Origin of the sequence: Lacticaseibacillus daqingensis, assembly GCF_003946115.1 — a bacterium.
Lineage (GTDB): Bacteria > Bacillota > Bacilli > Lactobacillales > Lactobacillaceae > Lacticaseibacillus > Lacticaseibacillus daqingensis.
The window spans coordinates 137,406-149,615 of sequence record NZ_RHOH01000005.1 but is presented as its reverse complement, the minus strand read 5'-3'; the positions used below and the strand labels follow the sequence as shown (position 1 = coordinate 149,615).

Annotated in this window: 13 protein-coding genes and 1 riboswitch; of the genes, 4 read left to right on the top strand and 9 right to left on the bottom strand. The window is 60.1% G+C overall.

The window, feature by feature from the left end:
- Positions 1-119 precede the first annotated feature (119 nt).
- The 6 genes from EKM88_RS07970 to EKM88_RS07945 all read right to left on the bottom strand — a co-directional run bounded on the left by EKM88_RS07970 (position 120) and on the right by EKM88_RS07945 (position 4,969).
- Positions 120-470, bottom strand: a complete 351-nt coding sequence (locus tag EKM88_RS07970) for a FluC/FEX family fluoride channel (RefSeq protein ID WP_125704963.1) — start codon at positions 468-470, stop codon at positions 120-122.
- A complete protein-coding gene (locus EKM88_RS07965) occupies positions 464-853 on the bottom strand; it encodes a CrcB family protein (RefSeq protein ID WP_125704961.1) in 390 nt (129 codons plus the stop codon). The genes EKM88_RS07970 and EKM88_RS07965 overlap by 7 nt, the downstream gene beginning before the upstream one ends.
- A 60-nt stretch (positions 854-913) precedes the next feature.
- A riboswitch (Fluoride riboswitch) is annotated at positions 914-974 on the bottom strand.
- A gap of 35 nt (positions 975-1,009) precedes the next feature.
- The gene (locus EKM88_RS07960) at positions 1,010-1,813 is read right to left on the bottom strand and encodes an HAD family hydrolase (protein ID WP_125704959.1); all 804 of its coding nucleotides are present in this window, start codon (positions 1,811-1,813) and stop codon (positions 1,010-1,012) included.
- A gap of 97 nt (positions 1,814-1,910) precedes the next feature.
- Positions 1,911-2,879, bottom strand: a complete 969-nt coding sequence (locus EKM88_RS07955; protein ID WP_125704957.1) for a polysaccharide deacetylase family protein — start codon at positions 2,877-2,879, stop codon at positions 1,911-1,913.
- Positions 2,880-2,974: 95 nt separating this feature from the next.
- A complete protein-coding gene (locus EKM88_RS07950; protein ID WP_125704955.1) occupies positions 2,975-3,523 on the bottom strand; it encodes a hypothetical protein in 549 nt (182 codons plus the stop codon).
- 93 nt (positions 3,524-3,616) lie between these two features.
- Entirely contained in the window at positions 3,617-4,969 is a 1,353-nt protein-coding gene (locus tag EKM88_RS07945) for an FAD-dependent oxidoreductase (RefSeq protein WP_125704953.1), read from the bottom strand.
- Between the two features lie 594 nt (positions 4,970-5,563).
- On the opposite strand from EKM88_RS07945, the gene EKM88_RS07940 reads away from it, so the two are divergent.
- From EKM88_RS07940 to phnE (EKM88_RS07925), 4 genes are all read left to right on the top strand, one after another.
- On the top strand, positions 5,564-6,505 hold the full coding sequence (locus EKM88_RS07940; RefSeq protein WP_125704951.1) for a phosphate/phosphite/phosphonate ABC transporter substrate-binding protein: 942 nt from the start codon (positions 5,564-5,566) through the stop codon (positions 6,503-6,505).
- Positions 6,506-6,698: 193 nt separating this feature from the next.
- The gene (gene phnC / locus EKM88_RS07935; protein ID WP_125704949.1) at positions 6,699-7,463 is read left to right on the top strand and encodes a phosphonate ABC transporter ATP-binding protein; all 765 of its coding nucleotides are present in this window, start codon (positions 6,699-6,701) and stop codon (positions 7,461-7,463) included.
- A 1-nt stretch (position 7,464) separates the two neighbouring features.
- On the top strand, positions 7,465-8,238 hold the full coding sequence (phnE, locus tag EKM88_RS07930) for a phosphonate ABC transporter, permease protein PhnE (RefSeq protein ID WP_164512048.1): 774 nt from the start codon (positions 7,465-7,467) through the stop codon (positions 8,236-8,238).
- The gene (gene phnE, locus EKM88_RS07925; RefSeq protein ID WP_125704945.1) at positions 8,235-9,038 is read left to right on the top strand and encodes a phosphonate ABC transporter, permease protein PhnE; all 804 of its coding nucleotides are present in this window, start codon (positions 8,235-8,237) and stop codon (positions 9,036-9,038) included. The genes phnE (EKM88_RS07930) and phnE (EKM88_RS07925) overlap by 4 nt, the downstream gene beginning before the upstream one ends.
- Before the next feature lie 136 nt (positions 9,039-9,174).
- Here the strand turns inward: phnE (EKM88_RS07925) and EKM88_RS07920 are convergent, their stop codons facing one another.
- The 3 genes from EKM88_RS07920 to EKM88_RS07910 all read right to left on the bottom strand — a co-directional run bounded on the left by EKM88_RS07920 (position 9,175) and on the right by EKM88_RS07910 (position 12,195).
- Complete coding sequence (locus EKM88_RS07920) at positions 9,175-10,551, bottom strand: Nramp family divalent metal transporter (protein WP_125704943.1); 1,377 nt, start codon at positions 10,549-10,551, stop codon at positions 9,175-9,177.
- 235 nt (positions 10,552-10,786) lie between these two features.
- Complete coding sequence (locus EKM88_RS07915; RefSeq protein WP_125704941.1) at positions 10,787-11,581, bottom strand: Cof-type HAD-IIB family hydrolase; 795 nt, start codon at positions 11,579-11,581, stop codon at positions 10,787-10,789.
- Positions 11,578-12,195, bottom strand: coding sequence for a sugar O-acetyltransferase (locus EKM88_RS07910; RefSeq protein ID WP_125704939.1), 618 nt, complete (start codon positions 12,193-12,195; stop codon positions 11,578-11,580). The genes EKM88_RS07915 and EKM88_RS07910 overlap by 4 nt, the downstream gene beginning before the upstream one ends.
- Between the last annotated feature and the right edge of the window lie 15 nt (positions 12,196-12,210).

The window sequence follows — 12,210 nt, the reverse complement described above, 5'->3', positions numbered from 1 at the left end:
TTTTGTAGGAGGCCATGCTTATACGGCTCGGGCGTCGCTTTTTGTGTCGTACTGTCCTGGAATAGTCGTGGTTCATTCTTGGGCCGTTAATTATGTCTCAACCTCTTTGCTTGCCTTGGCTACCCTCGCCAACACGCCGCCACCCACGCGCCGGCCACGACCGCCAACAGCCCCAGGGCCGTGGTCCCGAGGACGTACAACCACGCAGCCCAGCGACTGCGCTCGCGCAGGATCAGGGTATCGACCATCATGGTGGAAAACGTAGTCAGCCCACCGCACACACCGGTCAGCCCAAAAGCGCGCGCCGCCCCCTGCGGCAGCCCCATCAACAGGCCGGCTAAAAACGCACCGATGAGGTTCACCGCCACCGTGGCCAGCGGTAGCGTCGGCCACCACCGCTGGCCCAACCGTGTCACGAGGTAGCGGCCCACCGCACCCACGCCGGCGCCCAGCGCCACCCAGCTCACCATACGCGGCCTCCGCGTTCGCCCAGCCGGCGCCCAATGGCAGCGGCCGCCAAGCCGGCGCCCAGCGTGACCGCGGCCACCACCATCGCGTAAATCGGGCGCGTACCCACGGTTTGCCACGCGTTCAGTTCATAGGTCGAAAACGTGGTGAACGCGCCGATCACGCCGGTCCCCAGCCCCAGGATCAGCCAATCCGGCAGACTGGCGCGCGGCGCTAACCCATAGGTCAACAGCGCCAGCAACAGGCTCCCCAGCACATTCACTGCCAGCGTTCCCAGCAGCGTCTGACTGTCGTTGAGCCACAGGCCCACGCCGTAGCGCGCCACCCCACCCACGGCCCCGCCGCCAAACACAGCCAGTCCTGAACCCAGTTGTTTAAGCTTCATCACGTCTCGCATCCTTTCAAGTCCCGCCGCCCCAAAAAAGAAAACACCTACCCCGCTGTTCACAAGGTAGGTGTCATCACCGTGCGCGCACGGTTAGGCGAACACCATCGCCATTTCATCGCCTTCAGTATCCGCCATTTCAGTTGCCGGCGCAAGCTACTTCAGAAACCGCCAGATCCCATGACCCACCCCGTCTTCGGTGTTGGCCGCGGTCAGGTGCTTGGCGACCTGCTTGATCTCGGGCAAGGCGTTAGCCATCACGATCGGCGTCCCCACCATGTTCAGCATCGGCAAGTCGTTGTGCCCGTCACCAAACGCTGCGGCGTCCGCCGCATCGATGCCTTCGCGGCGCAACACGTAGTCGATCCCACGCGACTTTTTGGCCGCCAGGCTTGTGATCTCAAACCACGCCGTGCCGGACTGCTGCGCGGACACGCCGGGGAACTGCGCCTCAGCGAAGAAGGCCTTGAGCCGTGCAAACTCCGCCGGGTCAAAGCTGATCAGCATGATCTTCAGCACCGCCAAGTCTTCCTGCGCGAACACAGTGCGGTAATCCGCCAGCGTCGGTGCTTGGTGGGACACCGCGATCTCGCCGCGCAGGCCCTCATCGATGCGCGCCGCGTACCAGTCGGTGACCGTGTAGTAGCTCAGACTGACATTGGGGAAGCGTGCACTGACCGCGGCGATGATGCGCTCGGCGTCCGCCTTGGCCATCGGTGCCTGGTCCAACACACGCCAACCCGAACCGGCGCGCTCATAGATCAGCCCGCCGTTGAAGCCGATCTGTGGCCCCTTTAAGGCCAGCCTGTCGATGGCCTCTGCCATCTCCATCGGCGCGCGCGCCGACACCAGCGTGAACGGAATGCCGCTGTCGCGAATCAACTGGGCGTTCGTGTCCGTCACGTAACCGTGGTCATCCAGCAACGTGCCATCCATATCAGAAAAAATCATGCGAACCATTTTGTCACTCCTAGACTGCTCTTTTTTCGTGGGCCATCGCCCGAGATCAGGGTATCAGCTGAAACGCGTTTCAGCGCAACCCCCAAATTGGCGGGACTTACTCGATCACGCCGAACTGGTAACCATGCTGCTGATAGTACGCAATGATCTGCGGCAAGGCGGCCAGCGTGGTGGTTTTATCTGGCGCATCGTGCATCAAGACCACCGTTGAGTTGTGGTCCCCGTACGCGTGGATACTTTGCTCATGGTAGGCCAACATCGCCGGCACCGTGGTCGGACTGCTCGCCCCCAGTGCATCCCCGGACGCGGCGTTCCAGTCGATCCAGCTCATGCCCGCCTGGGCGATGACGGCATCCGGTGCCTGCAGGTGGTGCCAGGACATGTGACCGCCCGGGTAGCGCCAGGCCTGCGTGGCAAACCCCGGCCCAAGCACGCTGCGCACCGCAGCCAGCGTCTGATTCAGCTCGCGCGCCGTGGCCGCCGCGTCCCCGTTGATCTCAAACCCGTACGTGTGGGTGAAGCTGTGCAGGCCGATTGCGTGGCCGGCATCGTACTCGGCTCGCAGCATTGGCGCGGTGCTGGCCCCGATCTGCTGGCCGATGACAAAAAACGTGGCCGGCACCTTGGCGGCCTGGAGCACCGCCAGAATTTTCGGCGTCATCGTCAGGTTGGGCCCGTCATCAAACGTCAAATAGACGACCTTGGGTTGCGCGGGGTCAAAACGACTGAACATGGTGTCATGCACCGCCTGCGCGGGGTGCGCATAGGCCGCCGCCGTGGCCGCGTGGTTCGTGCCCTGGGGCAACGGCTGCGCGGTCACCGCGGCGGCTTGTTGCTTGGCTGCCTGTTGTTTCGCCGCCGCTTGCTTGGCTGCCTGCGCCTTGGCTGCTTGTGCCTTGGCCGCTGCCCGCCGCTTGCTCGTCGCCTGCCGCGCGCTGGCCGCCTGCACGGCCCGCCGGTGACTGGCCGTCTCTCGCGCCACCTGCTGGTTGTGCGCTGCCACCCCATAACCGATCAGCCCCACTGCCGCCAGCAGGCCGATCAGCCCCAGAACCCATTTTTTCATGTCCTCACCTTCCCTTTGAAGGATACCATTTTTGCGGTCGGCATTCCGCCTTCGCAAAAAAGTTCCCGGCCATGTAGGCCAGGAACGCCACTGGATCACTCTTGGTCGATCTTGCTTTGTTTGGCCTGATCCGCCACCCCGTACGGCAGCAGGTAGCGCGTGCGCTTTTGCGTCTGCGGTAAGTGCCAGGTGGTCTTGCCCATGACGAGGGCGACGCGCTTGCCCGCTTTCGTCAGCGTCCCCACCTTCTTCTGCTGACCGTCCAGCGTGTAGGAGTAAGTCGCCGGGTTTACGTTGTTGGCCAGGTCGTCCGCGTTGCCGTACCGCAGTGCAGCCACCTCACCGGTCGTGGTCAGCGTCAGCTGGTCGCCCTTGGTTTTGATCGTCACGGCTTCATAGCGCCGATAAAATGTGCTGCCCGACGCGGCCGCCGTGGCCAGCACCCCGGACTTCCCGCCGTCCGCCAAGAACAGCTCAACGCTCACCCCATCGGTGGCCTTGATGGTCGTGATCTTACTGCCCACCGTGTACTGATTGGCCTCATAGACGGCGCCCATCGCCGAGCTGTCGCGCCGCGTCGCGCACGCCGTCAAGCCAAGCAGTGCCGCGGTCAGCACTAAGAGCCCGATTATTTTTTGCTTCATAAATGTTTCTCCTTCGTTTGATCCTCCTTAGTTTAACACGCGGCTCTTGCGCAAACAAAAAAGCGTGAGGGGAATCACGCCTTTCGGTCTGACTTAGGCCGTCACCACCGCATCCGCCTGCGCCACCGCGGCCATCGCCACCGCGTTGACCCAGCTGATGGGCTGGTCGAAGTTTGGTTGGAAGAAGAAGTCCACCATCGCCAGTGTGTCGATGGTCATCTTGGTCTGAATCGCCATGGAGATGACATTGGCAGACATGGAGACATCGTGCTGGCTGTAGAATGCGCCACCGAGCACGCGCCGGGTCACCGGATCCCAGGTCAGGCTGGCCAGCACCTTAGTGGTGGACAACATGAAGTCAGGGCGGTAATCCTGCTCGATGGTGACCGTCGCCACGTCAACGTCGCGCGCCTTGGCCCCTTCCGTGGTCAACCCACTGGCGGCAATGCAGTGATCAAACAGCTCAACGGCGCTGGAGGCCTGCGTTCCAAGATACTTTTGGGTCGGCGCCGCGATGTTTTTCCCTACCAGCATGCCTTGGCGCACCGCGTTGGTCGCCAGTGGAATGTAATCGGACTTGCCGGTTGGGTTGTAGTGGACCGCCGCGCTGTCACCGGCCACGAAAATGTCCGGGTTGCTGGTGCGCATGTAGTCGTCCGTCACGATCGCACCGTTGCCGAGCATCTCCACCTGGCCCTTCAGAAGCTCGGTGTGGGGGCGGAAGCCGATCGCAAGCACGGCGATGTCGGCGGTGTAGTCGCCGCGGTCGGTCGTCACCGTGATCTGCGTGTCGGTTTCTTCAAAGCCCACGACCTTCTCGTTCAGCGCCAGCGTGGTACCGTGCGCCGTGTACAGGTCTTGCACGCGGTCGGTGATGCTGGCGTCAAAGTTCTTGGCCAAAACGCGCGGCAGCGCATCGACCAGCGTCACAGCCTTGCCGTTGACCGCGTACTGCTCGGCCAACTCGGCGCCGATGTAGCCCGCCCCAATAACGATGGCGGAGTTGATCTGGTCGGCGTTTTGCTGCAGGCGCTGGGCATCGTTCCAGTCCTTACAGAAGAAGACGCGCTTCGCCTTGATGCCCGGGATCGGTGGCAGGATCGGCGCGGAGCCCGGCGTGAACACCAGCTTGTCGTAACTGTCCGTGAACTGGGCGCCGGTCGTCAGGTCGGTCACGCTGACCGTCTTGCTAGCCGTGTCAATGGCGGTCACCTCGTGTTGCATCTGCATATCAGCGCCTAAGTCGCGTAGGGCTTCGGGGCTGGAGTAGAACATCTTATTGGGGTCAGAAACGTGGCCCCCAACCCACAGCGCAATGCCGCAGGACAGAAACGATAAGGTCTCATTCTTCTCGTACACCGTCACCGAATAATCGGGGTGCTCGGTCAAAATCTGCTGCGTCGCGAAGGTGCCCGCGTGCGTTGCACCGACAACTATGATCTTCATTAAACGTCATCCTTTCGGGGGAATATTGGGAGTGTTTTCACATTATCATTCTACCACAGATAGGACGCACACGGCTAGATGGCCAATGATTGAATTGGCCATTATCATATTCTTTATTTTCGGCTTTCCTTTGCCTTATGGTGGCATCGCCAACTGCTGGTCAGACAAGGGTTTTTAATAATCAGTTGCCGTGTGAACGATTACTGCCCTGCCCCCCGCCTGCACCGCGCCCCCTGCATGTTTCAAGTCATACAAGCACTCGCAATGCAAAGCGACCCGTTGTCGCCGTCTCGGTGCCGCACTCATCGACCGGCCAGCAGAGTTTGCCGACCTGACCCAAGCGAATTTGCCCGTTTTTACGCGATCGTGCAACAAATTCGTCAGTATCAATATAAACGTTCGGGATTTAATGAACATTCCGTGCGTTTTCCGGGAATTTCGGGTTGTATTTTCATAAAAGCCGGTCTATACTGCATCTTGGCAAGAGAAATTCGGCCCTGGCGACCTGATCAGTCGCGCCATTCAGGTAATGTTCGGATTTCGCCACGCTATGCAGCTGCACAGACAAAACTAATCCATTGGGGGACCAAAAGAATGAAGTTCTGGAAGACGCTCGCTGTTACCGGGACCGCCCTGCTCGCCGCCGTCGCACTGACGGCGTGCAGCAGCAAGTCCGCAAGCGACAAGAGCAGTAGTAAGGACGATTACACGCCAAAGTCACTGAATATCCAATTCGTCCCATCTTCTCAAGCCGACACCATTGAAGCCAAGGCTAAGCCACTGGAAGGGCTCCTGAAGAAGGAGCTGGGCATCCCAGTTAAGGTTTCTGTTTCCACCGACTACAACTCCATTGTTGAAGCGATGGATTCCAAACAAGTTGACGTCGGCTTCCTGCCACCTGATGGCTATGTTCAAGCGCACAAGCAAGGCGCTGCAGACATCCTGCTTCAGGCGCAACGCTTTGGCATCAAGCAGCCCGGTGGTCTCAACACCACCAAGTTGGCCGACAGCTACCGGTCCATGGTCATCGTCAAAAAGGGCTCGAGCATCAAGTCGATCAAGGACCTCAAAGGCAAAAAGATCGCGGTTCAAGACGTCACCAGTTCTGCCGGCTACATCTGGCCGATGGTCGAACTGAAGCAAAAGGGCATCGACATCGCCAAGGACGACACACTGGTCACCGTCAAGGGCCACGATCAGGGCGTCATGGCCGTTTTGAACGGCGACACGGATGCGGCCTTCGTCTTTGAAGACGCGCGTAACGTGGTGAAGAAGGACGTGCCAAACATCATGACCGAAGTCCTGCCGATCTACTTCACGAAGCCGATCCCGAACGACACGATCGCCGTTCGCACCGACATGAGCAAGGCGTTCCGCACGAAGCTGGCCGACGCATTCATCAAGATTGCCAAGACCAAGAAGGGCCACGCCATCATTTCCAGCGTCTACACCCACGAAGGTTACGTCCACAGCAAGGATTCCAACTTCAACATCGTGCGCAAGTACGAAAAGATTGCCAACGACGAGACGAAGTAAGTCACCCTTCCAACGAGGCTGAGACCATCTCTCAGCCTCGTTTTTGGCGCAGACAAGCCCCATCACTTGCGCTATAATCTGTCGTGACACCAGGTGTGTCCGACAAACCTGTTACACGCGGTCGCACGCTGTGCGGCCGCGTGTTTGCGGCAACCAAGCGTTGTCGCCCGCAATCATAGGAGGAAAAATCCACATGGCAGAACCAAAGCCCGTCATTGAATTCGAGCACGTGAACAAGATTTACAGCAACGGGGTCGTCGGCTTGAAGGACATTGAACTCACCATCATGCCCGGTGAATTCGTGGTCGTTGTCGGCCTCAGCGGGGCCGGCAAGAGTACCCTGATGCGCGCCGTCAACCGCCTGCACGATATCTCCACCGGAGACATCCGGATCGATGGTGAATCCATCACCAAGGCCCGCGGGAAGCAACTGTTGCACATTCGCCGCAAGATCGGCATGATTTTCCAAAACTTCAACCTGGTCAAGCGTGCCACGGTGCTCAAAAACGTCCTGACCGGCCGCGTCGGCTACTACCCGACCTGGAAGATGTTATTCGGCCTCTTCTCTGCTGAGGACAAGCAGCGCGCCTATGAGGCCCTGCAAACCGTTGAGCTGGAAGACAAGGTCTACACCCGCGCTGATCAGCTGTCTGGCGGTCAGCAACAGCGTGTCTCCATCGCCCGCGCGCTCACCCAATCGCCGCGCATCATCCTCGCCGATGAGCCGATCGCCAGCCTTGACCCGCAAACCACCAAGCGCGTGATGGATGACCTGCGCCGCATTAACCAGGAGCTCGGCATCACCGTGCTGATCAACCTGCACAACGTTGAGCTTGCGCTTGAGTACGGCACCCGCATCGTTGGGATCCGGGCCGGCGAGAAAGTCTTTGACGGGCCGGTCGCAGACGCCGATGCCGCCACCATGGCCCAGATCTACACCGGCCAAGAGGAGGGTTAGCATGTCATTCCCTAAACGGGCTTTCCCCTGGCAAAAATGGGTGATGACTGCCGTGATGGTGCTTGGGCTGATCTGGTCCGCCTTCATCACCGATGCCCACATCGGTAAGTTCTTCGAAAACTTCGGCGAGTTCACCAAGATTTTCATCGACATGTGCCACCCGGACTGGGCCTACACGCCTTATGTGTTCGGACCGATGGTTGAAACCATCAAAATGGCCGTCATTGGGACCCTGATCGGCTCCCTACTCGCCTTTCCGTACGCGCTTCTCGTTGCCCGCAACATTGTGACCAACAAGGTCGTGGTCGGGCTGTTCCGCTTCATCCTGAATATCGTGCGCACGGTTCCTGACCTGATGCTGGCCGCCCTCTTCGTGGCCGTGGTCGGGATCGGCCCGGTTGCTGGGGTGATCACCCTGGCGATTTTCACCTTCGGGATGGTCGGCAAACTATTCTACGAAGCCGTTGAAACCATCGACCCGGGCCCACTGGAGGCCGTGCGGGCCGCCGGGGCCGGCAAGCTGGAGATCATCCGCTTTGCCGTGTTCCCCCAGATCGCCAACTACTTCGTCTCCTACGTCCTGTACGCGTTCGAGATCAACGTCCGTGCCAGCACTGTGCTTGGATACCTGGGCGCTGGTGGGATCGGGGTCTACCTGCAGCAGGCGCTGTCCATGTTCCGCTACGACCGCGTCGGCCTGATGGTACTGGTCATTTTCATCGTCGTCTTGGCGATCGATTACGTCAGCGGCAAAACGCGGGAGGCCTTACTATGACAGAAACCAAAAAGTTACCCAAAGCGCCGGCGCAACACCGCTGGTACTTCTGGGTCGGCTGGGCGCTGGTGCTCCTTTTGATCGGCTGGTCCTTCACCGGCATGCCAAGCTTTGCGCTGAAGGAAAATGCCGTGGTCGTCGCCAAGTCTATGTGGCACGGCCTGACCCACCCCGACTGGGCGTACGTCTGGACCGGCGACGGCGAGGACTTGACCAACGCCCTGCTCCAGACGTTCGGGATCGCGTTCCTCGGGACGTTCATCAGCGCCATCATCAGCCTGCCCTTCGCCTTTTGGGCCGCGCACACCCCCAACAGGTTCTGGCTGACGTCGCGCTCCGGGAAGTTCATCCTGACCGCGATCCGGACGTTCCCAGAAATCGTCATGGCGCTGATGTTCATCAAAGCGGTCGGCCCAGGCTCCTTTGCTGGGGTGCTGGCCGTTGGCTTCCACAGTGTCGGCATGCTGGCCAAGCTGTTCTCAGAAGCCATTGAAAACATGGACAGCGGCGCCGGTGAATCCGTCACCGCGGCCGGGGGCAACCGGCTGGAAGTTACGCTGCTGGCCAGTTTGCCGCAGCTGTTACCCGAATTCGTCTCCAACACCCTGTACCGCTTCGAGCTGGCGATTCGCTCTGCCTCGATCCTTGGGATGGTTGGCGCCGGTGGGGTCGGGACGCCATTGATCTTCGCGATCCAAACGCGCTCCTGGTCCCGGGTCGGCATCATCCTGATCGGCATCATCATCATGGTCACCGCCGTTGACTGGCTGTCCGGCACGCTGCGCAAGCGGCTGGTCTAGCGGGTGCTTCAAAACACACCCTAAGCGATCACACCAAAAAGGCCAAACTCGATCGAGAGTCTGGCCTTTTTGATGTAATCTAGTTGACGCGCGCAATGCGCATCAGCTGAGCGCGGTGAATCCGCTGGTAGTATCGCTAGCCTGCAATGCCCAGCGTCTGGAGGATCAGGTAGACGTTCAGGCCAATCAGCACCCAGGTGGCCGTCCATGCGCAGACACGCACCCAAGTCTTGTTGGCAAACTCGCCCATCAGGTCCTTGTTGGAGGTGAACGCCACAAGCGGGATCACCGCGAACGGCAGGGCGACACTCAGGAACACCTGCGAGAACGTCAGCAGGTCTTCGATCTTGGCCTCGTTACCGTGGTAGTAGATGGCAAAGACCAGTACGGGCGTCACGGACAGCAACCGCGTCAGCAGGCGCTGGGCCCACATCGGCATTTTCAGGTGGATGAAGCCTTCCATGATGATCTGGCCGGCCAGGGTGCCGGTGATGGTCGAGCTTTGCCCGGAAGACAGCAGCGCAACGGCGAACAGCATGGAGAGCACTGGGCTCGCGATAGCGCCAACGATCTGGGAATCGCTCAGCGCGTGGAACAGGTCGGCGAAGCGGCCGAGGTCGGAGTTGGTGCCGTAGAACAGCGCCGCCCCGAGGATCAGCAGCAGCGAGTTGACGATGAACGCGAGGAACAGCTGCAAGTTGGAATCGATGGTGGAGAAGCGCACCGCCTGACGCAGCTCTTCGCGATTGCTGCGGTCGACCTTGCGCGTCTGAGAAATCGAGGACCCGAGGTACAGGTCATGCGGCATCACGGTGGCGCCGACGATCCCCAGGGTCAAGTACAGCATGCCGTGGTTGGTCAAAATATCCTTGGTCGGGATGTAGCCTTCCAGGATCCCCGTGACGCTTGGGCTGGCCAGGAACACCTCATAAGCGAACACCAGCAGGATGACGGTGACCAGTGTGGCCACGATGGCTTCGATCTTGCGGAACCCGAGCTTCATCAGAAGCAACAGGATCAAAACATCCGCCGCGGTGATAATGATCCCGACGATCAGCGGGATATTGAATAAGAGCTTGATCGCGATCGCGGACCCGATAATTTCAGCGATATCTGTTGCCATGATGGCGAGTTCGGCGACGATCCAGAGCAAAAAGCCAGACACCTTGCCCGTGTGCTCACGGGTCAGTTGGGCCAAGTCGCGGCCAGTGACGATCCCCAGCTTGGCCGCCATGCTTTGCAACAGCATCGCGATCAGGCTGGACAGCAGGACAACGGCCAGCAAGCGGTACTTGTACTGCGCGCCCCCGGCAATCGACGTGATCCAGTTCCCGGGATCCATGTAGCCCACGGCGATCAGCACGCCTGGGCCCGTGTAGGCCATCAGGGTGCGAAAGAACCCGGCATTCTTCGGGACTTCGACGGTCCCGTTGACTTCATCCAGGCTCTTTTGGCCTGGCTCTTCGGCGAAGTGGAGCACCTCGCGCTTCTTTTTTGGTTCAGTTGCCTTCATTCGAACGGCCTCTTTTCTATTGGTTTAGAAATTTGGTGTCGACTTCGCTCAGTGTACTGAGCGCTCGCTCAAACCCCACAGGCTACTTTACGCCGCTTTCTTTCAGAAAACAAGCGAATTATTGGGCACGCCTAATTTATTTTTATAACCGCGCACAAAAGGCGTCGGAACGGCATTCCGACGCCTTCACAACAGGCCACTAGCCCGCGCATTCCCGCACAAAGTTTGTGGTGCTTCAATTCCCGGCGAGGTGTGTCTCAAGGAAAGCCAAGACACCCTGCGCTTCGTTGCTGGTCGTCACCGCATCGGCCGCGGCCAGCACGTCCGGCTGGGCGTTCGCCATGGCGACCCCTAGCCCAACCGACCGGATCATTTCCAGGTCGTTACCGCCGTCGCCAAACGCACCCATCGCGCTCAGCGGCACATCAAGCAACCGGCCCACCTCTGCCAGCCCGGCCGCCTTGTGCTGGCCCGGCTGAATCAGATCGATATCGCCGCGCCCAGAGCTCGTGGCCACCGCCCAGTCGCCCAAGGTCGCTTGAAAATACGCCAGCAGCGCATCCGTTTCATCAGCCGGACAGCTCAGCCCGAACTTCAAGATCCGGTCGTTCATCTGCGAATAGTCGGCCACGATGTCCAAGTGGTGGTAGTAACGGCGTGCATCCGCCACAAACACCGCGTCCGTGCTCGGCACGGCGTAGGCCGCTTGCGCCCCACAGGCCAAAAACGCGACCTGCGGCAGTGCCAACAAGTTCGCAATGATGGCGTCAACAGCGGCCTGGCTGAACGCGTGAACGCTCAGCGTCTCAGTGGCTGTGCCGATATACGCCCCATTTTCCGCCACGTACAGCGTATCTGGGTAATCCTCAAAAAACGATCGCAGCTGGTAGTACTGGTTCCCACTGGCCACCACCCATTGAATGCCCTGTGCCTGCATCTTGGCGTGCACCGCCGCAAAGCGGGCGCGGTCATAGGTTTTGTCATCGCGCAAAAAAGTCCCGTCCATGTCGGTGGCAAAAAGTCGAATCATTCGTTTTCCTCCTGTTCATAGGCGGCCTGCTCGGCGCGCCAATAGCGGGTGTCTGCGTCCGTCAGCGGCCGGATCGGCCGCGCCGGTACCCCGGCGGCCACCACGTTGGCCGGCAGGTCTTTGGTCACCACCGACCCCGCGCCCACGACGACGTTATCGCCAATGGTGACGCCGGGGCACACCGTGACCGACCCGCCGAGCCAGACCCGGTTACCGATCGTGATCGGGTGGCCGTACTCCAGCCCATCCGTGCGCACCCCTGCATCCAGCGGGTGACCCGCCGTGTACAGGCCGACGCGCGGGCCGAACATCACGTCGTCGCCAATGGTGATCGGGGCGACATCCAGCATAATGACGTCATAGTTCGCGTAGAAACGTCGGCCAATGTGAATGTTCACCCCGTAGTCCATGTGTGCGGGCGCCTCAATATGCGCATCCTCACTGGGACAATCCACCATGGTGGCCAGCAATGCCGCCCGCTCGGCCGTTGCCTCCGGGGCCAGCTGATTATAGGCAAACAGTCGCCGCTGCGCCGTTTTGCGGGCTAGGGCCAAGTCTGGGGCACTCGCATCGTAGAGCTGACCCGTCACCATCCGCTCATGATCCTTAGACATCAAAAAACCTCCTGT